20 protein-coding genes, 1 other RNA gene and 1 pseudogene are annotated in these 19,267 nt (G+C 50.8%); 12 read left to right on the forward strand and 10 right to left on the reverse strand.

Features of this window, described 5'->3' with window-relative positions; genetic code table 11:
* Positions 1-4 precede the first annotated feature (4 nt).
* A complete protein-coding gene (rsmS, locus tag SK39_RS25435; protein WP_003021750.1) occupies positions 5-166 on the forward strand; it encodes a pleiotropic regulatory protein RsmS in 162 nt (53 codons plus the stop codon).
* Between the two features lie 75 nt (positions 167-241).
* Here the strand turns inward: rsmS and mscK are convergent, their stop codons facing one another.
* Together mscK and acrR are read right to left on the reverse strand one after the other, a co-directional pair.
* A complete protein-coding gene (gene mscK / locus SK39_RS05570; protein WP_003835917.1) occupies positions 242-3,607 on the reverse strand; it encodes a mechanosensitive channel MscK in 3,366 nt (1,121 codons plus the stop codon).
* 126 nt (positions 3,608-3,733) lie between these two features.
* The gene (gene acrR, locus SK39_RS05575; protein ID WP_003021744.1) at positions 3,734-4,384 is read right to left on the reverse strand and encodes a multidrug efflux transporter transcriptional repressor AcrR; all 651 of its coding nucleotides are present in this window, start codon (positions 4,382-4,384) and stop codon (positions 3,734-3,736) included.
* A gap of 141 nt (positions 4,385-4,525) precedes the next feature.
* Here acrR and acrA point away from each other — a divergent pair, with 141 nt between their 5' ends.
* From acrA to SK39_RS05605, 6 genes are all read left to right on the forward strand, one after another.
* Positions 4,526-5,719 (forward strand): multidrug efflux RND transporter periplasmic adaptor subunit AcrA, encoded by a 1,194-nt coding sequence (gene acrA, locus SK39_RS05580; protein WP_003835922.1) that lies wholly within the window; start codon positions 4,526-4,528, stop codon positions 5,717-5,719.
* A 22-nt stretch (positions 5,720-5,741) separates the two neighbouring features.
* Positions 5,742-8,891: an efflux RND transporter permease AcrB gene (acrB, locus tag SK39_RS05585; RefSeq protein WP_048216755.1), complete on the forward strand. Its 3,150-nt coding sequence runs from the start codon at positions 5,742-5,744 to the stop codon at positions 8,889-8,891.
* Positions 8,892-9,379: 488 nt separating this feature from the next.
* Positions 9,380-9,754, forward strand: a complete 375-nt coding sequence (gene tomB, locus SK39_RS05590) for an Hha toxicity modulator TomB (RefSeq protein ID WP_003021733.1) — start codon at positions 9,380-9,382, stop codon at positions 9,752-9,754.
* 27 nt (positions 9,755-9,781) lie between these two features.
* Complete coding sequence (locus SK39_RS05595; RefSeq protein WP_002892050.1) at positions 9,782-10,000, forward strand: HHA domain-containing protein; 219 nt, start codon at positions 9,782-9,784, stop codon at positions 9,998-10,000.
* A 306-nt stretch (positions 10,001-10,306) separates the two neighbouring features.
* On the forward strand, positions 10,307-10,858 hold the full coding sequence (gene maa / locus SK39_RS05600; RefSeq protein ID WP_032936967.1) for a maltose O-acetyltransferase: 552 nt from the start codon (positions 10,307-10,309) through the stop codon (positions 10,856-10,858).
* A gap of 116 nt (positions 10,859-10,974) precedes the next feature.
* Positions 10,975-11,445 (forward strand): YlaC family protein, encoded by a 471-nt coding sequence (locus SK39_RS05605; protein WP_003021724.1) that lies wholly within the window; start codon positions 10,975-10,977, stop codon positions 11,443-11,445.
* 78 nt (positions 11,446-11,523) lie between these two features.
* Here the strand turns inward: SK39_RS05605 and ykgO are convergent, their stop codons facing one another.
* Positions 11,524-11,664, reverse strand: coding sequence for a type B 50S ribosomal protein L36 (gene ykgO / locus SK39_RS25440; protein ID WP_005125190.1), 141 nt, complete (start codon positions 11,662-11,664; stop codon positions 11,524-11,526).
* A gap of 1 nt (position 11,665) precedes the next feature.
* Entirely contained in the window at positions 11,666-11,926 is a 261-nt protein-coding gene (locus SK39_RS05610; protein ID WP_003835926.1) for a type B 50S ribosomal protein L31, read from the reverse strand.
* A gap of 188 nt (positions 11,927-12,114) precedes the next feature.
* Here SK39_RS05610 and SK39_RS27795 point away from each other — a divergent pair, with 188 nt between their 5' ends.
* On the forward strand, positions 12,115-12,339 hold the full coding sequence (locus SK39_RS27795; protein ID WP_410734094.1) for a hypothetical protein: 225 nt from the start codon (positions 12,115-12,117) through the stop codon (positions 12,337-12,339).
* 19 nt (positions 12,340-12,358) lie between these two features.
* Positions 12,359-13,669, forward strand: coding sequence for an EAL domain-containing protein (locus SK39_RS05615; RefSeq protein ID WP_410734095.1), 1,311 nt, complete (start codon positions 12,359-12,361; stop codon positions 13,667-13,669).
* A 51-nt stretch (positions 13,670-13,720) separates the two neighbouring features.
* On the opposite strand, the gene SK39_RS05620 is transcribed toward SK39_RS05615, so the two are convergent.
* The gene (locus tag SK39_RS05620) at positions 13,721-14,074 is read right to left on the reverse strand and encodes a DUF1428 domain-containing protein (protein WP_003831033.1); all 354 of its coding nucleotides are present in this window, start codon (positions 14,072-14,074) and stop codon (positions 13,721-13,723) included.
* Between the two features lie 64 nt (positions 14,075-14,138).
* Positions 14,139-14,759 carry a membrane protein YczE gene (gene yczE, locus SK39_RS05625; protein WP_048216756.1) on the reverse strand — a complete coding sequence of 207 codons (621 nt, stop codon included), beginning with the start codon at positions 14,757-14,759 and terminating at the stop codon, positions 14,139-14,141.
* Between the two features lie 87 nt (positions 14,760-14,846).
* Between yczE and yczR the strand changes: the two genes are divergently transcribed.
* Positions 14,847-16,274, forward strand: a complete 1,428-nt coding sequence (yczR, locus tag SK39_RS05630) for a MocR-like transcription factor YczR (protein ID WP_003835931.1) — start codon at positions 14,847-14,849, stop codon at positions 16,272-16,274.
* 59 nt (positions 16,275-16,333) lie between these two features.
* Here yczR and SK39_RS05635 read toward each other — a convergent pair whose 3' ends face one another.
* The 3 genes from SK39_RS05635 to ffs all read right to left on the reverse strand — a co-directional run bounded on the left by SK39_RS05635 (position 16,334) and on the right by ffs (position 17,095).
* A complete protein-coding gene (locus SK39_RS05635) occupies positions 16,334-16,552 on the reverse strand; it encodes a hypothetical protein (RefSeq protein ID WP_003021701.1) in 219 nt (72 codons plus the stop codon).
* Positions 16,549-16,800, reverse strand: coding sequence for a hypothetical protein (locus tag SK39_RS05640; protein WP_003021699.1), 252 nt, complete (start codon positions 16,798-16,800; stop codon positions 16,549-16,551). Before SK39_RS05640 ends, SK39_RS05635 begins: the two co-directional genes overlap by 4 nt.
* A gap of 198 nt (positions 16,801-16,998) precedes the next feature.
* An RNA gene (gene ffs, locus SK39_RS25445) (signal recognition particle sRNA small type) lies at positions 16,999-17,095 on the reverse strand.
* 84 nt (positions 17,096-17,179) lie between these two features.
* On the opposite strand from ffs, the pseudogene SK39_RS05645 reads away from it, so the two are divergent.
* Positions 17,180-17,569: pseudogene (locus SK39_RS05645) on the forward strand (MGMT family protein).
* A 31-nt stretch (positions 17,570-17,600) separates the two neighbouring features.
* Here SK39_RS05645 and SK39_RS05650 read toward each other — a convergent pair.
* Positions 17,601-18,170: a YbaY family lipoprotein gene (locus tag SK39_RS05650; protein WP_003021666.1), complete on the reverse strand. Its 570-nt coding sequence runs from the start codon at positions 18,168-18,170 to the stop codon at positions 17,601-17,603.
* Between the two features lie 212 nt (positions 18,171-18,382).
* Between SK39_RS05650 and tesB the strand changes: the two genes are divergently transcribed.
* Complete coding sequence (tesB, locus tag SK39_RS05655) at positions 18,383-19,243, forward strand: acyl-CoA thioesterase II (RefSeq protein WP_003835934.1); 861 nt, start codon at positions 18,383-18,385, stop codon at positions 19,241-19,243.
* Positions 19,244-19,267 lie beyond the last annotated feature (24 nt).

The raw sequence follows: 19,267 nt of genomic DNA on the forward strand, positions 1-19,267 counted from the left end.
ATTTATGTCATTAGAGAACGCCCCGGACGAGGTCAAACTGGCCGTCGATTTGATTGTTTTACTTGAGGAAAATCAGGTTGCACCTGAAACCGTACTGAAGGCGCTGGAGATTGTTAAACGGGATTACGAAAAGAAACAGCTCTCTTCTTCAAAAAACGCGCTATAGCTGAAATGCCTGATAGCGTTGCACTTACCAGGCCTACGAATGAATCGAAGCTCGCAGGCCTGATGAGTTTTTCTATTAACCTACCGAAGGCGTCGGATCATCACCTTTAATGATGTCACGCTTAACCTCGGTCACGGTGTCGCCCTTCGCGTTGTGCAGGTGCACTTCAAGCTGGTTAAAGGCGATATCAATGTCGTTTTCACGGCACAAACGATCGACCGCACGGTTCAGTTCATCAACCGTGTGACTACGATCGCGCAGTTCACGCACGTATAAACGCAGTTCATGATCCAGCGTGCTGGCGCCGAAGGCGGTAAAGAACACAGCAGGCTCCGGATCGTGCATCACTTTCGGGTGTTCCATCGCCGCCTGCAGCAGCACTTTCTTCACTTTGTCCAGATCCGAACCGTAGGCCACGCCGATGCGGATTACCAGACGCGTGGTGGTATCGGAAAGCGACCAGTTGATCAAACGCTCCGTCACAAAGGCTTTGTTCGGGATGATCACCTCTTTGCGATCGAAGTCGGTAATGGTGGTGGCACGGATACGGATCTTGCTGACCGTTCCTGAGAACGTACCGATAGTCACGGTATCGCCGATGCGGACCGGGCGTTCAAACAGAATAATCAGACCCGAAACAAAGTTACCGAAGATTTCCTGCAAACCAAAACCAAGACCAACCGACAGGGCTGCTGCCAGCCACTGTAGCTTATCCCACGAAACACCGAGCGATCCGAAGACCGTCATCGCGCCGATGGCGATGATCGCGTAGTTAAGGATCGTGGTGATCGCATACGAAGCGCCCTGACGCATCTTCAGTCGCGAGAGCACCAGCACTTCCAACAGGCCGGGTAAGTTACGGATCAGCGCCCACGCGACCATTGAGGCAATAATCGCAAACAGCAGGCTACCCATGGTGACGTCTTTCACCACTGCCGCACCCGCTTCGGTACCGTTGTAATGCCAGAGCGTAATGCTGTCGAGATAGCTGAACACGGTGATCAAATCAGACCAAATGGCCCAGAACAAGACACCAAACAGGGCAACCATCACCAGCATAGTTATACGCAGCGTTTGCTGGTTAACCTGCTCAAGCGCGATGGTCGGTTCTTCCTGCGGTTCGGCACCTTCCGCTCCTTCTTTCACCAGGTTCTGACGACGCGCCAGCGCACGACGCCAGGCGATACGTCGTGCCGCGACGCTCAACCCACGCAACACGGTCTGGTACAGCAGGTTCCAGAGAATGACCAGATAAACCGTTTCAATCCAGCGTCCCGCCAGACGCAGCGTGGTGTAGAAATAGCCGGTCGCCGTCAGCACCATTAATGCTATCGGGATAATAGACAGCACGGTAATCGTCACCAGACGCAGACCATGCGACTCTTTATCACGCCAGCTTTCGCGGCACATTGGCCATACCAGGAAGGCGATCAGCAGCAGGTTGAGGAAAATCACCACCTGACCCAGCACATCGTCCATCAGATTGAGCGGTGACAGTTCAGCAATGACCGACCAAAAATTAAGCGGCAACAGCGCCAGGCTAATACGCACGATTTGGCGGCGCCAATGGCTAGTTTGTTTTGCTGGCATACCAAAATGACGAATTGCCACGCCATCTTTTTCCAGCACCTTCCAGCACAAACCAAACACCAGCCAGAAGACTGTCATCTTCTTACTGAACGCCCACAGTAGGTCGCTGATATTCAACTGCATGGTAAGCAGAATCAGACCTACCGCAAGGATAATCAGGCACGCCGGCAAGGCTCTGATGAGATCGATCAGAATCGCTTTTGGCGTGTTGAGCTGACTGTCATTACGCAGGTTACCCACCGCAGCGGCTAATTTCGCCTGATACTCTTTCAACCATTTCAGACGCCAGCGGATTAACCCGGCAATGAGCAGCAGCGGCAATCCCGCCAGGAACGCAATAAATACTGCGGGCCACGCTTTTTCCCAGTTCACCGTGATTTTCATCGACTTAAACTGGTCTTTAAGCGTTTGCGGGAAAGCTTTGATCCAGTCCCAGTCCATCGGACGGTTACTGTTAACCCAGAAAATCTGCTGCGTGAGGATCCCTTTCAGGTTTTTCGACACGCTCATTAACTGCTGCTGGTTAATTTGCAGATTAATCGCCATCATCAGCTGGTTGCCCAGTTGCTTATTGAGCTGATCCAACAGTTCACGACGCATATCCACAACCTGCAGTAAGGCATCATGGACTTCGCCGTTAACTTCGTTGCTGTGCCCTTCTTCCAGTTTGGCGACAAACGCATCATTCTGGAACAGCGCGTCGCGCTGCTGGTTGACCTCGAACTGCTCCAGACGCAAGTCGGCGATCCGGTTGGTCATATCGGCAAGTTCATCCGCCGACGGCAGCGTTTGTTGTTGCTGATACAGAATACGCGACAGCAGCAGACTGCCTTTCAGAACGGCGATCTGTTCTTTAATGTTGCGTTCGGATTGCAGCGCGCGGTCAAGCCAGTTTTTGACTTTGATATTTTGCTGCATCAGGCTGTTGCCGTTTTCGGTCGCGGCAATCAGACGCTGGCTGAGCTGATGGTTAACATCAAGCTCCTGCTTCACTAACGGATTGGACTGAATACGCTCGGCTTCATCCGGCGTGACTGCTTCCTGCGCCGTTTTTTCGGTTAACGTCAGTCGCTTGCTGTTCACCGCTTCCTGCAGGAGCTGGAGCTGATGCTCAAGGCGGTTACTGTTCGCCGTCACGTAATCACGTTGTTTTTGCAAGGTATCTTGCAAAATCGTATTACCTTCAAGGCTCTTACGCTGTTGGTCGATCTGCGCATTCAGCAGCGCCTGCTGCGCCTGTAACAGCACCTGCTGGCTGGGGCGTAAAGCACCTTCGCCTACATTAGTGCCATCAAGTCGGTTGCGGATTTGCTGCATCTGCTGCGACGCGGTGTACATCGCATTTTGTACGCGCTCTGGCTGAGTCTGGAGCGACACCAGCTGGCTGTTATACGTGGCCAGATCGTTTTGCGAGCTTTGCAGGTCATCGAGCACCTGCGCGACGCGTGACTCAAGCTGTCGTAAGGAAAGCGTGCTCAGCGTTTTTCGCGTTTCGTCGTCATTGTCGACATCGCTGAGCGAATTTAGCGCATCCGTCGCCTGGCGCATTTTCTCCGGCGCCTGGGCCACTTTCTGGCGAAGCTGTACGGTCTCATCTTTCACGCGATCGATTTTATCCAGCGTGGCGATAGTATCGATGAGATCCTGTTGGACCAGCTTATCCTGCGCGGAGAGATCTTTTTGTTTACTCAGTGCGTCCAGTTGGCTCTGAATATCTGCTTTCGTCGGCAGTTCACCACTCTGTTGCGCCCGCGCAAATGCAGATGACTGGCAGGATAACAATAGAATGAAGAAAAGTATGCTAATAGCAATTACATGCTGTGAACGTTTATAGAGCTGCAACATAGTCATGAGAATGAATGTTTCTGAACCGGGAAAGTGACCGGAAATAGTCAAGCGGCAAGAATATCACGGCTGTGACCGGCAGAATAGCAGCAGGCAAAACGACCAGGAGAATTCCTGGTGCAGAATGGCAAACTAGCTTGTCTCTCCTGCCTGCAGGCGCAAGCTTGGGCAAAGCAGACACATCTCCAGCAGCACCGCCACGTACTGACGAGCCTCATTCTTCAGATCAAACGATTCGGGAGCAAATAACCAGTTCTCCATGATCCCGGAAATATAGCTACGCATTAACACCGCTACACGACGTGTGTTCAGGTTTTCCGGCAACATGTTGACATCCATACAGTGGCGTAACGTTTTTTCTATACGGTCATAGTTTTCCAGACACAGGCTACGTTCGACTAACTGAACTGATGCTATTTCCCCGACAAATTCGCATTTGTGGAATATAATCTCCATCAATAAACGTCGGCGTTCTTCTGTCACGGTAGTTTCAAGAACGTAAATTAAAATTTCTCTTAATACTGATAGTGGATCGTCAGGGAATTTTGCCTGATACTCAGTCTCTAACTCATCAATGTTAGGTTTTGCTAGCTCCCAGATTTCACTGAATAAATCCGATTTGTTTTTGAAATGCCAATAGATTGCACCGCGCGTCACACCAGCGGCTTTTGCGATCTCAGCCAGCGAGGTGGATGAGACCCCTTGTTGCGAAAACATACGCAGAGCGACATCAAGAATGTGTTGTCGTGTTTCCTGTGCTTGTTGTTTGGTTTTTCGTGCCATAGGTCAGTGAATTTACAGGCGTTAGATTTACATACATTTGTGAATGTATGTACCATAGCACGACGATAATATAAACGCAGCAATGGGTTTATGGGCTTTAAGCCATTGATCAATTTGAAATCGGACACTCGAGGTTTACATATGAACAAAAACAGAGGGTTAACGCCTCTGGCAGTCGTTCTGATGCTCTCAGGCAGCTTAGCGCTAACAGGATGTGACGACAAACAGGCCCAACAAGGGGGCCAGCAAATGCCAGAGGTTGGAGTTGTTACGCTCAAAACTGAACCTCTACAGATCACAACCGAACTTCCGGGTCGCACCAGTGCGTTTCGTATTGCTGAAGTTCGTCCTCAGGTTAGCGGGATTATCCTGAAACGTAATTTCACGGAAGGTGGTGACATCGAAGCGGGTGTATCTCTCTATCAGATTGATCCTGCTACTTACCAGGCCGCTTATGAAAGTGCAAAAGGCGATCTGGCTAAAGCACAAGCCGCAGCAAACATTGCTCAACTGACGGTGAAACGTTATCAGAAACTGTTGGGTACTAAGTACATCAGCCAACAGGACTACGATAGCGCGTTGGCTGACGCACAGCAGGCAAACGCCGCCGTTGTTGCCGCGAAAGCCGCGGTAGAAACTGCACGCATCAATCTGGCTTACACCAAAGTGACGTCACCGATCAGCGGTCGCATTGGTAAATCATCCGTTACGGAAGGCGCTCTGGTGCAAAACGGTCAGGCGACCGCACTGGCGACCGTTCAGCAGTTGGATCCCATCTATGTAGACGTGACGCAGTCAAGCAACGACTTCCTGCGCCTGAAACAAGAGCTGGCCAACGGCACGCTGAAGCAAGAAAACGGTAAAGCGAAAGTCGAACTGGTGACCAATGACGGCATTAAATACCCGCAGTCCGGTACGCTGGAATTTTCTGATGTGACGGTAGATCAAACCACTGGGTCGATTACGTTACGCGCAATTTTCCCGAACCCGGATCATACCTTACTGCCGGGTATGTTCGTCCGCGCACGTCTGGAAGAAGGGATTAACCCAACTGCATTATTGGTTCCACAGCAAGGCGTTACCCGCACACCGCGTGGCGATGCCAGTGCATTGGTTATCGGTGCAGACAACAAAGTTGAAACTCGTCAAATTGTCGCCGCACAAGCGATTGGCGACAAATGGTTAGTCACTGATGGACTTAAGCCGGGCGACCGCGTGATTGTTACTGGGCTGCAGAAAGTACGTCCTGGCGCGCAGGTAAAAGCGCAGGAAATCACCGCTGATAACAACCAGCAAGGCCAAAGCGGTAGCCAGCCTGAACAGTCCAAGTCTTAACTTAAACAGGAGCCGTTAAGACATGCCTAATTTCTTTATCGATCGCCCAATATTTGCGTGGGTGATCGCCATTATCATCATGTTGGCAGGGGGGCTCGCGATCCTCAAATTGCCGGTAGCGCAATATCCGACTATTGCACCGCCAGCAGTGACGATCTCCGCGACCTATCCTGGCGCTGATGCCAAAACAGTACAGGATACTGTTACGCAGGTTATCGAACAGAATATGAACGGTATCGATAACCTGATGTACATGTCCTCAAACAGTGACTCCACGGGTACCGTGCAGATCACCCTGACCTTCCAGTCTGGTACTGATGCGGATATCGCACAGGTACAGGTGCAGAACAAACTGCAGCTGGCCATGCCGTTGCTGCCTCAGGAAGTACAGCAGCAAGGGGTTAGCGTTGAGAAGTCATCCAGCAGCTTCCTGATGGTTGTCGGTGTTATCAACACCAACGGCACCATGACGCAGGAGGATATTTCCGACTACGTTGGCGCCAACATGAAGGATGCCATTAGCCGTACTTCAGGCGTGGGCGACGTTCAGCTGTTTGGTTCTCAGTATGCGATGCGTATCTGGATGGATCCGAACAAACTGAACAACTTCCAGCTGACACCGGTTGATGTAATCAGCGCCATCAAAGCGCAGAACGCCCAGGTTGCAGCCGGTCAGTTAGGTGGTACGCCGCCGGTGAAAGGTCAGCAGCTTAACGCATCGATCATTGCGCAAACCCGTCTGACCTCCGCTGATGAGTTCGGCAAAATCCTGCTGAAAGTGAATCAGGATGGTTCCCAGGTTCGTCTGCGTGACGTAGCGAAAGTGGAACTGGGCGGTGAGAACTACGACATCATTGCGAAGTTCAACGGTAAACCGGCATCCGGTCTGGGTATCAAGCTGGCAACAGGTGCTAACGCCCTGGACACCGCAAACGCTATCCGCGAAGAACTGAAGAAGATGGAGCCGTTCTTCCCGTCAGGTCTGAAGATCGTTTACCCGTATGACACCACGCCGTTCGTGAAAATTTCTATTCACGAAGTTGTGAAAACGCTGGCAGAAGCAATCATCCTCGTGTTCCTGGTAATGTATCTGTTCCTGCAGAACTTCCGCGCGACGCTGATTCCGACTATCGCCGTGCCGGTGGTACTCTTGGGTACATTTGCCGTCCTGGCGATTTTCGGCTTCTCAATAAATACCCTGACGATGTTCGGGATGGTGCTCGCCATCGGCCTGCTGGTGGATGACGCCATCGTGGTGGTCGAGAACGTTGAACGTGTAATGGCTGAGGAAGGACTACCGCCGAAGGAAGCAACGCGAAAATCGATGGGCCAGATTCAGGGCGCATTGGTGGGTATCGCGATGGTGCTGTCAGCGGTATTTATCCCAATGGCGTTCTTCGGGGGGTCGACCGGTGCAATTTACCGTCAGTTCTCCATCACCATTGTTTCCGCGATGGCGCTGTCTGTACTGGTGGCATTGATTCTGACCCCTGCCCTGTGTGCGACCATGCTCAAACCGATTGCTAAAGGCGATCACGGAGAAGGCAAAAAAGGCTTCTTCGGCTGGTTTAACCGCATGTTCGATAAGAGCACGCATCATTATACCGATAGCGTGGGCGGTATTCTGCGCAGCACCGGTCGTTATCTGGCGCTGTATCTGATTATCGTTGTGGGCATGGCCTATCTGTTCGTTCGTCTGCCAAGTTCGTTCCTGCCAGATGAAGACCAGGGGGTATTCCTGTCTATGGCTCAGCTGCCAGCGGGTGCGACGCAAGAGCGTACCCAGAAGGTACTGGACGAAATGACGGATTACTACCTGACCAAGGAAAAAGCGAACGTTGAATCGGTGTTTGCCGTTAACGGTTTCGGTTTTGCTGGTCGTGGTCAGAACACCGGCATCGCGTTCGTTTCTCTGAAAGACTGGAGTGAACGTCCTGGCGAAGAGAACAAGGTTGAAGCGATTACTCAGCGTGCAATGGGCGCATTCTCGCAGATTAAAGACGCGATGGTCTTTGCCTTTAACCTGCCAGCGATTGTGGAGTTAGGGACCGCAACCGGTTTTGACTTCCAGTTGATTGACCAGGCGGGTCTGGGCCATGAGAAGCTGACTCAGGCGCGTAACCAACTGTTTGGTGAAGTCGCGAAGCATCCTGATCTGTTGGTCGGTGTTCGTCCTAACGGTCTGGAAGATACGCCGCAGTTCAAGATCGATATCGATCAGGAAAAAGCGCAGGCTCTGGGCGTTTCCATTAGTGATATTAATACAACGCTGGGTGCAGCATGGGGCGGAAGCTACGTGAATGACTTCATCGACCGTGGTCGTGTGAAGAAAGTTTACGTCATGTCTGAAGCGAAATACCGTATGTTGCCAGAAGATATTGGCAACTGGTATGTCCGCGGTAGCGATGGACAGATGGTACCGTTCTCCGCCTTCTCAACCTCACGTTGGGAATACGGTTCGCCGCGTCTGGAACGCTATAACGGTTTGCCTTCCATGGAAATCTTAGGCCAGGCCGCTCCGGGTAAAAGTACCGGTGAAGCCATGGCGATGATGGAGCAACTGGCCAGCAAACTGCCATCCGGTATCGGTTATGACTGGACCGGTATGTCCTACCAGGAACGACTGTCCGGCAACCAGGCTCCTGCCCTGTATGCCATTTCACTGATCGTCGTATTCTTGTGTCTGGCAGCGTTGTACGAGAGCTGGTCAATTCCGTTCTCCGTAATGCTGGTTGTACCACTAGGTGTTATCGGTGCATTGCTGGCAGCAACGTTCCGCGGCCTGACCAACGACGTTTACTTCCAGGTAGGCCTGCTTACAACCATTGGGTTGTCGGCGAAGAACGCGATACTTATCGTCGAATTCGCCAAAGACTTGATGGATAAAGAGGGTAAAGGTCTGATAGAGGCGACGCTGGACGCAGTACGCATGCGTTTACGTCCAATCCTGATGACGTCACTGGCCTTTATTCTGGGCATAATGCCGCTGGTCATCAGCTCCGGCGCAGGCTCCGGTGCGCAGAACGCCGTTGGTACTGGCGTAATGGGTGGGATGGTGACGGCAACCGTGTTGGCGATCTTCTTTGTTCCGGTGTTCTTTGTGGTGGTACGCCGCCGCTTTAGCCGCAAAAATGAAGATATTGAGCATAGCCACTCAGTAGAGCATCATTGATACATCTCTAAAGATAAGGCCGCGCAAGCGGCCTTTTTTCTGGAAAAATCATAAAAATCACTTATTGCCATTCCGTTTATTTTCTATCGGGTAAATAAGCGATATAATCCTTGCAGCCTTAAAGGCTATTCTTAAAAACACAGCGAGAGTTCTTATTTACTTTAATAAATATTAAGATTAATCCTATCCACTGGTTTTCATTGTCGGTTGTTGCCTTTCGTTGCTAAACCTAAACAAGATAACCCGATGATTGCCCGAAGAATAAAGAAATTGTCCCATTTCGAATTGCGGCATTTATCTGTTAAAATGTAAAAATGACGTAGCATCATAATTTTACATAATTGTAATTTTTCGTGATATGACGATGAAATCTTTTTTAGAGTAGATTATAGTTAAATCATCAGGAGTCACGGGCAAGTTCCAGGTAGTTGTTGTATCCATCCCGAAAGGTGTTCGGTTAGTTTAAGCCACTAAGAAGGGGATGCGTTATGGATGAATACTCACCCAAAAGACATGATATCGCGCAGCTTAAATTTCTCTGCGAAACTCTGTATCATGACTGTCTTGCAAACCTTGAACAAAGTAACCATGGCTGGGTTAATGACCCTACCTCTGCAACCAGCTTGCAGCTCAATGAACTGATAGAGCATATTGCAACCTTCGCACTTAATTATAAAATTAAGTACAATGAGGACAATAAGCTGATCGCGCAGATAGATGAATACCTGGATGACACTTTTATGTTGTTCAGCAGTTATGGTATTAATACGCAGGATCTGCAGAAATGGCGGAAGTCAGGTAATCGACTGTTTCGCTGTTTTGTCAATGCCACCAGGGCTAATCCTGTTAGTTTGTCTTGTTAAAAATTATTACAATCATAGGTAAGAGTTATGTCCGATAAACCATTAACTAAAACAGATTATTTGATGCGCCTGCGACGTTGCCAGACAATTGATACGCTAGAGCGCGTTATTGAAAAAAATAAATATGAATTGTCCGACAACGAACTGGCTGTATTTTACTCAGCAGCAGATCATCGCCTTGCTGAATTGACCATGAATAAGCTTTACGACAAGATTCCAACTTCTGTTTGGAAATTCATTCGCTAATTGCACTCAAGGTTAAGTCAGGTATAGCGGCACATTTGTCTGGCTGACCGTTTTCGTATTTATACCTGTCATACTTCAAGTTGCATGTGCGTTGGCTTTCCTCGCTCACCCTAGTCACGTACTAATGTACGCTCCCAGGGATTCGCTGCGTCGCCGCCTTCCTGCAACTCGAATTATTTAAGGTATACAATGGTTATTTAATTCAAATCACGTGACTATGATCACAGCAAAGAAGCGGGAACGTTCCCCTTGCTTGCATTACGTTTTACTGTGCTGAAATAACCTTCAGTACACAGGGAAATCGTAATGCGTAATGAAAAGCAAAAAATGATCGTCGGCGAATACTATCGCCCGGCAGATGAAACGCTGCGCAGTGACCGACTACGCGCTCGTCAGTTGATCCATCGCTACAATCTCACCGCTCCCGATGAAAAAAATGAGCGTCAGGCAATCCTGCATGATCTGTTAGGTCAGAGTGAGGGTGCCTATATTGAACCCTCTTTCCGGTGTGATTACGGTTATAACATCTATCTTGGTAAAGACTTTTACGCTAATTTCGACTGCGTTATGCTCGACGTCTGTCCAATTCATATTGGCGACAACTGCATGCTGGCACCTGGCGTTCATATCTATACCGCGACCCATCCGCTGGATGCTACCGAGCGCAACAGTGGCCTTGAGTTCGGAAAGCCCGTGACTATCGGCAATAATGTCTGGATAGGTGGCCGTGCAGTGATCAATCCTGGCGTCACGCTGGGCGATAACGTGGTTGTGGCATCAGGCGCAGTAGTCACTAAAAGCGTTCCAGCAAACACCGTGGTTGGGGGCAATCCCGCAAGGATCATCAAAACGCTGTGATCTTAAATGTAACTGTTATGCTAAATTACGGTTAATCTGTTACTTTCTTCAAAGGGTATCCCCTTTTAAAATAGGGCGATCCCTCCTGAATTTTGCAGATATCACGAAGGCAAGAGATGACAGAAATACAGCGCCTGCTTACTGAAACAATCGACGACTTAAATATTCGCGAGAAGCGTGACAACAAACCGCGCTTTAGCATCAGCTTTATTCGCAAACACCCTGGGCTGTTTATCGGCATGTATGTTGCCTGGTTTGCCACGCTGGCGGTGATGCTACAGTCAGAAACGTTAGTCGATTCAGTATGGCTGCTGGTGGTACTGTTCGTTGTACTCAACGGCTTTTTCTTTTTCGACGTTGCGCCACGGTACCGCTTTGAAGATATCGACGTTCTGGATTTTAGAGTTTGCTATAACGGAGAATGGTACAACACGCGCTTTGTCCCCTCCTCGCTCATCGATACTATCCTGCACTCACCGTCCGTGGATAGCGAACATAAAGCACAGCTGCAAAAGATGATATCGCGCAAAGGCGAACTCTCGTTTTACGATGTCTTTACGCTTACCCGCGCCCAGACCACCCAGTAACGGCATCTCAGCGCAGATAAAAAAAGTGCGTTCCTGCCCAGGCAACGCACTTTAATCCCTGAAATGCTGGCAAAGAAACTAACGTCTCTTTTTACGCCCCTGTACTGCTTTAAAGCGCGGATTCGTTTTGCAGATAACGTACAAACGCCCTTTGCGTTTTACTATCTGGCAGTCAGGATGGCGCTGTTTTGCGCTGCGAAGTGAATTGAGTACCTGCATTTTAACTCCGCTTAACGCCAATAAAATGACCAAAACGTTTTTGGAAACGTGCTGCACTACCTTCATTATCAAAGGTTTTTTGTTTCCCGGTATAATACGGATGCGATTTAGAAGAGATATCGAGGGTCACGTACGGGTACATTTCCCCCTCAAACTCAATTTCACGCTCAGTCTTAATGGTCGAACCGACCTTAAAGAATTCATTGGCACTGGTATCGTGAAACACCACGGTACGGTAAAAAGGATGAATATCCGGTTTCATGGCAACCTCGATTTGTTACGTTATAACATAACCAACAAAATACACCACTCTTGTACAAACCACAACCTGATTTACGCTACAGGGAGTTAAACGGGATGATAAGTGGCCGTAAATATATGATGTCAATCGAATAGCTTTTCGGGGTTTCAGATATACTTTCCCTACGCTGTGTAAATAAGGATATCACTGTGACAACACGACATCTGATAAGCCTGGTGACTGGGGTACTGTTCCTTTCCATCCTCGCGCCTGTAGGTTTAAGCCTGTGGCTTGCACATCGTCAGGTCGAAACGAAATTTATCGATGAACTCGACATGTTCTCAACACGAGTCGCATTACGTACGGAACGCGTAGGCGAGCAGGCGAAAAAAGCATTACGCCATATTGAAGCATTTCAGGGGGGTGCCTTGTAGTGATGAGCATCTGCTGGAAATGCGTCGTTTGTCATATAGCTATCGCTATATTCAGGAAGTGCTGTACCTCAAAGATAACGTTCCGCAATGCTCATCTCTGGAAAAAAGAAGCCAGGCAGACGCATTTCCACCCGCAATGAAAGTCACTCCTGATGGATATCGCGCATGGCTTACCACGCAAAATGATTTGGGCATCAAGCGCTTTATGGCAGCATTAGGGAGCGAACATTATATTGTGATGGTCGATCCGGGTTCTTTCATTGACGTCATCCCGTTTGGCTCATGGCCGATTGAAGTGACTATCATTGGCACCATGCGCAACGTCGTGGTTGCCAGTAGCGCCGATCTGCCATCGGACGTTTTGCAGCATATACAGCAAGAACGATCGATTACTCATTTTAACAAAGATGGCAGCATTTATAACGCCCGCCCCTTTCCTGAGTTGGGCATCACGATCGTAACCTGGGCGTCTACCCTACCATTGCAAAAAACCTGGCACCGGCAGGCACTGATCTGGCTCCCGGCAGGTATTCTTATCGGTTTGCTCACCGCCGCCTTTATTTTGCGTATTTTGCGCCGCTTACAGTCGCCCCATCACCAGTTGCAGGACGCTATCCAGCATCGGGACATCAAAGTCCACTATCAACCAATTATCTCGCTCAAAACGGGGAAAGTGGTTGGGGCAGAGGCGCTGGCTCGCTGGCAGCAGGCCGATGGGAGTTATCTGTCACCTGAAATTTTCGTCGCGCTGGCGCATGAAACCGGGCTGACAGAGTCCCTCACCCGGTTGATTATTGAAAGCGTATTTGAAGATTTAGGCAAATGGCTGCGTCAGCATCCTGAGCAGCATATATCCATCAACCTTGAGTCAGCCGATCTGTCCTCCGAAACGCTTCCGGCCCTGTTAAGCCAGAAGGTGAATCACTGGCAACTTAAGCCTGCGCAAATCGCGCTGGAGCTAACTGAACGCGAATTTGCTGACCCAAAAAACAGCGCGCCGTTTATTGCCAAATACCGTCAGGCGGGTCATTCAATCTATATTGATGACTTTGGTACCGGCTATTCCAGCCTGAGTTATTTGCAGGATCTGGATGTAGACATTCTGAAGATAGACAAATCGTTCGTCGATGCACTGGAGTACAACAACGTCACACCACATATCATCGAGATAGCAAAAGCGTTGAAACTTGAGATGGTGGCGGAAGGTATCGAAACCGAGAATCAGGAAACCTGGCTACGCAAGCACGGAGTGCAGTACGGTCAAGGCTGGCTTTACAGCAAAGCGCTGCCGAAAACGGAATTTATACTGTGGGCAGAAAAACGGCTTTAACATGGCTGTTGATGTTGAGATGGCTGGCGGCACGCCGCACAGCCAGTCACATCACTCTTCCATAATGGGCGCAAATCCACCGTAGATCATTCGCTTGCCATCAAATGGCATAGATTCACCGAATTCCTTCATACGGGGATCGGACATCATCTTCTGATTCGCCGCGTCGCGGACCTCTTTGGAAGGGTATTCAATCCAACTGAATACCACTTCTTCATGATCCTGCGCTTTCACAGCCATGCGAAAATCGGTCAATTTGCCGTCAGGGACATCATCTGCCCAGCACTCCACCACGCGCAATGCACCGAACTCCTTGAAAAGCGGAGCTGCTTTTGCCGCCATCGCAATGTACGCCTCCTTGTTTTCAGCGGGTACGGCAACCACAAAGCCATCAACATACTTCATGAGAAAAACCTCCGAAGTGTACTGCGCGGCAAGCCGATTCCGGCCGCGTCAGTCGAGGTTAAGTTTAGTCGCCATCAGCCCCAGGCGTATTCTTGATGCGAATACGTGCCTGCGGCTGATGGCGAAACCACGGCAGGCAAAGCTGAATGAGTGGTCCGATAGCCAAGGCATACAGCACCGTACCAACCCCCACGGTTCCTCCCAGCAACCAACCGATAAGCAGCACCGACACTTCAATTGCGGTTCGAATTCGTCGTACTGGCCAGCCGGTACGTGCGTGGATACCGGTCATCAGACCATCACGCGGACCGGCGCCAAAACCGGCACCAATGTACAGGCTGGTTGCTAACGCATTCAAGATCACCGCTGACACCAACAGCCCGCTGCGCGCCAGCAGGGATTCAAATCCCGGAATCACCAGCAGCGCGGCATCTGCCGCCAGCCCGATCATAATCACGTTGCTCAACGTGCCAAACCCTGGACGCTGGCGCAGCGGTATCCACGCCAGCAGTACCAACACACCCACGGCAATGATCACCACGCCAATATTCATCGACAATAAATTGGCCACGCCCAGGTGAAACACGTTCCACGGATCGGCCCCTAAATCGGCACGGACAAACATCGCCGTCGACACACCGTACAGCGTCAGCCCGATGAACAGCTGAAGTAAACGACGCAGCATGCTTTTCCCCTCTCACTCTCAGATAACTTTCATCATCACCGCAATTGGCACTATGATTAATGTCCAGTTTTCAAAAAGTGGACTGCTATGTCATCACGCCGTTACGGAAGCCAGTCTTTGCAGCGCCTGCTCGGACACTGGCAGGAAAACCCCTCACGAACGCCAATCTGGCGACAGCTGGCAGAAGCGTTACGTCTGCTGATCCTTGATGGTCGACTGGCGCTGGATAGTCGCTTACCCGGCGAACGCGAGCTCGCTGCCGTTCTGCAAGTGAGCCGAACCACCGTCGCCAGCGCCATGGCGCAACTGCGTGAAGAGGGATATCTGGAAAGCCGTCATGGGAGCGGCTCACGGGTGATCCTGCCGGAACACATTCGTCATGTGCCTACACGAACCAGTACCGGTACAGCGCTGGATTTGTCCACGGCGGCGCTGAGTGCCGGTCCCGAAATTCACCATGCTTACCAACAAGCGCTGTTTGCGATGCCGCAGCATTTGCTGAGTTCCGGGTATCTACCACAGGGACTGGCGGTTTTGCGTGAATCCATCGCCCGGCATTATTGCGAACGCGGACTCCCGACGCAGCCCGATGAGATTATGGTCGTGAACGGCGCGGTCAGTGGCCTGGCGCTGATCCTGCGTTTACTCACCGGCCCAGGCGATCGCGTGGTGGTCGATCATCCCACGTATCCGCTGGCGATTGCCGCGATTCAAGGCGCATCATGTCGTCCCGTCGGTGTGTCGCTGCCCGAACACGGTTGGGATACGGCAGGTCTGGTCGCCACCATCGCGCAAACCGCACCGAGAATGGCCTATCTGATGCCGGACTTTCACAATCCGACCGGGCGTTGCATGGACGCTGCAACTCGCCAGGTCGTGGCAGATATTGCTGAAAGGACCCGCACCACGCTGGTGATTGATGAGACCATGGTGAACCTGTGGTATGACACCCCGCCACCACCGCCGCTTGCCGCATTCAACCGCAATGCGCCGATCATCCTGCTGGGATCTGCCGGGAAAAGCTTTTGGGGAGGATTGCGTCTGGGCTGGATTCGGGCGTCGGCGCGAACCATTGCGGCGCTGGTACAAACTCGCGACACCTTCGATTTAGGCTCCCCGGTGCTTGAACAACTCGCCACCAGCTGGCTGCTGGATAATGCCGCCGACTTTCTTCCTGACAGAAGACGGCTACTCACATCGCAGCGAGATCTGTGCTCGGATCTGATGAACGCACATTTCCCGGAGTGGCAGTTTACCCAGCCACAGGGAGGACTCTCTTTTTGGGTTGAACTGCCCGATACGCTGGCAACGCTATTCGCTACGCGCGCCGAAATCGCAGGCATTCAGTTGGGAACCGGTACGCGTTTCGGTCTTGATGGTGCATTTGACCGCTTTTTGCGTATGCCCTTCACATTACCGGATGACACAACGCGTGCCGCCTTCCGGGTGTTGCAACCCATTTGGGATAACCTGCGTTTGCAGGCCAGCAGCGGGAAAATACGTAAAATAATCTAAACGACGAGTCAAAGGACTCGTCCTTGAATGCCGTGATGGACGAGGATGTCCCGGCAATATTACCGCTGAGGAGGAACCGGAAACCCCTTCAGAGAAATCACGAAATTCTCACCGTCTTTCTTAATTTTTGCCCCGGCATCACACCAGTCGGAGGCAATACGGAAGAACTCATCGCTGCCGACGTTCCAGCTCAGACGAACATGTTTCACATAACCGGAACGCAGCATTTCACAGGCTTCGCCATAATTACAGGCGGTTGAGAGCGGTTGTTGTTTCATTTTTTCTTCTTCAGTAGTCTTCGCAATGCTTTGATTTCTTTAGGAGTCAGTGCTTCAACCACGGATTCTTCCGTATGCTGGCTATCGATATCCTCAGCGGAGACTCCCGCCTCTTCAACGGCGGAAAACGCGATCAGCAGTAGTTTTTCCGTCGCGATACTTAAATTTTCACTATGCACTTCAGCGTAATGGCGAAGCTTTTCTTTTAGCGCCTCATCAATTTTGACATTCAATACAGCGGTCGACATCGTAGAAAATCCTTGTGGTCAGCCAAAACACACCGAATGTAAGACCCTGTCGTTACAGTGCGATGGCGGCGGCAAAAGCATCAAATAACATCCCCGAAACACATTGACAGCATTTGATGACATTAAAATGACAATACGATGACAAAGAAAAGAAGATAAACAGAAGGAAAATTGCCGGACGGCAGAATTGGGTGGGGGCCCTGCCAGCTACATCCCGGCACACACGTCATCTGCCTTGGCTGCTTCCTTCCGGACCTGACCTGGTAAACAGAGTAGTGTTGCGGGAGAACCAACAGAGCCCCCATTGAGAGCGTTGTTAACCAACGCGCAGGCGCATTATCACTGCTGCACCCTGTAATTGCAACCCATCCAGCATCGGATGCTGTTTTCTTGTGCAATGCGGCTTCACTCCTTCGCCGTTCAGCATTATGCTGGAGGATTAGCGCAGGAATAAATGATGGATATACAAGACACTTTCCCCCAACGCGTCTGGCAAATCGTCGCGTCAATCCCCGAAGGTTTCGTCACCACCTATGGCGATGTTGCCAGGCTTGCCGGTTCGCCGCGTGCTGCGCGCCAGGTAGGCGGCGTGCTTAAGCGTCTCCCCGAAGGCAGCACTTTGCCCTGGCATCGGGTGGTTAATCGTCATGGTGCCATTTCGCTGACAGGCCCCGATCTGCAACGGCAGCGTCAGGCGTTGCTGGCTGAAGGAATAGTGGTTTCAGGAAGCGGACAGATCGATTTACAGCGCTATCGCTGGGTGTACTAACCCTCTCTGGGCGGAGAGGGTTACGACTGCCTTAGTACTGTGTGGGAGCAGGGACGGCAGAAGACGGATTCACCTGGGTTGGTGACGTTGACGGCACCGTGGTGGCAGCCCCACCGCTCGCCTGAACCGGTACTGCCGTTTGCTGTACAGGGACCAGCGTCAGGTCAGCTTTTGTCCCCCCCTGATTGATGACCGTCTGCACGGTATCAGTAATGAAGACCAGTTTGTCATTAACCGTAATTGCCGCACTTAGCAGAATACGGGCGTTAGGTTGAATATCAGCCGGGTTAAACGGTAATACAAAGCTGAATGGCGCTTGTTTACCTTCAGTACGGACCGCTTTTTGCGACAGCACTTTTGACGGCGCATCGGCCAGTGAAGCATCTGACAGCGTTACGGTCAGCACCGCATCAGGTGGCAAGGCCACTTTCTGGCGGATCCATACTGTACCGGAGACATTAGGCTGCTGAATTTTAGACTGTGTGTCAGCAATTGACGTATTAGGGCTTGGCGCAGGTGTCTGAATATCCGCGCTTTTATCGGCGCAAGCTGCCAGAGCGACCGCAACCGCTAAACCACTTACCATGTGCACGAGTTTCATTAAATTCTCCTTTTCATCTATGCACCAGCGAGAACTTTCCTCGCCAGAAGAGTGGTTAACAAAAACATAACGTGACTAAGTGTGGCACAAGATAGCTGTTTTTGCCTGTAATAGGCCTTTAATTCAGACAATTGCACCCATCGGACCACTTTCAAAATTGCGTTATACTCTGCCTACCTCGCTGCGAGAACGATATAACCTGGAGAGCACGTATGAGTCTGGCGCTGAAAAATTTGCTGACATTGTTAAATCTGGAAAAAATTGAAGAAGGACTCTTTCGGGGCCAAAGTGAAGACTTAGGGTTACGTCAGGTTTTTGGGGGACAGGTTGTCGGTCAGGCGCTGTATGCCGCAAAGGAAACCGTACCAGAAGAGCGTCTGGTCCATTCCTTTCACAGCTACTTTTTACGCCCCGGCGATAGCCAAAAGCCCATCATCTATGATGTAGAAGTCCTGCGTGATGGTAACAGCTTCAGCGCACGCCGCGTTGCCGCAATCCAGAATGGTAAACCTATTTTTTACATGACAGCCTCTTTCCAGGCGCCGGAAGACGGATTTGAACATCAGAAAACCATGCCGGATGCGCCGAGTCCCGATGAGCTTAAATCAGAAACAGAAATTGCCCGCTCAGTGGCGCATTTGCTGCCGCCGCTGTTGAAAGAAAAATTTATCAACGATCGTCCATTGGAAGTGCGTCCGGTTGAATTTCATAACCCCTTAAAAGGTCACGTCGCACCTCCGGCGCGCCAGGTTTGGATCCGCGCAAACGGCGAGCTGCAGGACGATCTGCGCGTCCATCAATATCTGCTGGGTTATGCTTCAGACCTGAACTTCCTGCCTGTTGCGCTGCAGCCGTACGGAATTGGTTTCCTGGAAAAAGGGATTCAGATCGCCACCATTGACCACTCCATGTGGTTCCATCGTCCGTTCAATATCAATGAGTGGTTGTTGTATAACGTCGAGAGTACTTCGGCCTCCGGTGCCCGGGGTTTTGTACGCGGGGAGTTTTATACGCAGGACGGCGTGCTGGTCGCCTCTACCGTGCAGGAAGGGGTAATGCGTAATCGTAATTGAGAATTACCGGATGGCGGCGCAAAA

The sequence above is a fragment of the Citrobacter sp. BIDMC107 genome, assembly GCF_001037575.1.
GTDB lineage: Bacteria > Pseudomonadota > Gammaproteobacteria > Enterobacterales > Enterobacteriaceae > Citrobacter > Citrobacter freundii.

Bases quoted from the DNA above. Each gene is read 5' to 3' on its own strand.
- rsmS (WP_003021750.1), top strand. From the start codon at position 5: ATGTCATTAGAGAACGCCCCGGACGAGGTCAAACTGGCCGTCGATTTG.
- mscK (WP_003835917.1), bottom strand. From the start codon at position 3,607: ATGACTATGTTGCAGCTCTATAAACGTTCACAGCATGTAATTGCTATT.
- acrR (WP_003021744.1), bottom strand. From the start codon at position 4,384: ATGGCACGAAAAACCAAACAACAAGCACAGGAAACACGACAACACATT.
- acrA (WP_003835922.1), top strand. From the start codon at position 4,526: ATGAACAAAAACAGAGGGTTAACGCCTCTGGCAGTCGTTCTGATGCTC.
- acrB (WP_048216755.1), top strand. From the start codon at position 5,742: ATGCCTAATTTCTTTATCGATCGCCCAATATTTGCGTGGGTGATCGCC.
- tomB (WP_003021733.1), top strand. From the start codon at position 9,380: ATGGATGAATACTCACCCAAAAGACATGATATCGCGCAGCTTAAATTT.
- SK39_RS05595 (WP_002892050.1), top strand. From the start codon at position 9,782: ATGTCCGATAAACCATTAACTAAAACAGATTATTTGATGCGCCTGCGA.
- maa (WP_032936967.1), top strand. From the start codon at position 10,307: ATGCGTAATGAAAAGCAAAAAATGATCGTCGGCGAATACTATCGCCCG.
- SK39_RS05605 (WP_003021724.1), top strand. From the start codon at position 10,975: ATGACAGAAATACAGCGCCTGCTTACTGAAACAATCGACGACTTAAAT.
- ykgO (WP_005125190.1), bottom strand. From the start codon at position 11,664: ATGCAGGTACTCAATTCACTTCGCAGCGCAAAACAGCGCCATCCTGAC.
- SK39_RS05610 (WP_003835926.1), bottom strand. From the start codon at position 11,926: ATGAAACCGGATATTCATCCTTTTTACCGTACCGTGGTGTTTCACGAT.
- SK39_RS05615 (WP_410734095.1), top strand. From the start codon at position 12,359: ATGCGTCGTTTGTCATATAGCTATCGCTATATTCAGGAAGTGCTGTAC.
- SK39_RS05620 (WP_003831033.1), bottom strand. From the start codon at position 14,074: ATGAAGTATGTTGATGGCTTTGTGGTTGCCGTACCCGCTGAAAACAAG.
- yczE (WP_048216756.1), bottom strand. From the start codon at position 14,759: ATGCTGCGTCGTTTACTTCAGCTGTTCATCGGGCTGACGCTGTACGGT.
- yczR (WP_003835931.1), top strand. From the start codon at position 14,847: ATGTCATCACGCCGTTACGGAAGCCAGTCTTTGCAGCGCCTGCTCGGA.
- SK39_RS05635 (WP_003021701.1), bottom strand. From the start codon at position 16,552: ATGAAACAACAACCGCTCTCAACCGCCTGTAATTATGGCGAAGCCTGT.
- SK39_RS05640 (WP_003021699.1), bottom strand. From the start codon at position 16,800: ATGTCGACCGCTGTATTGAATGTCAAAATTGATGAGGCGCTAAAAGAA.
- SK39_RS05650 (WP_003021666.1), bottom strand. From the start codon at position 18,170: ATGAAACTCGTGCACATGGTAAGTGGTTTAGCGGTTGCGGTCGCTCTG.
- tesB (WP_003835934.1), top strand. From the start codon at position 18,383: ATGAGTCTGGCGCTGAAAAATTTGCTGACATTGTTAAATCTGGAAAAA.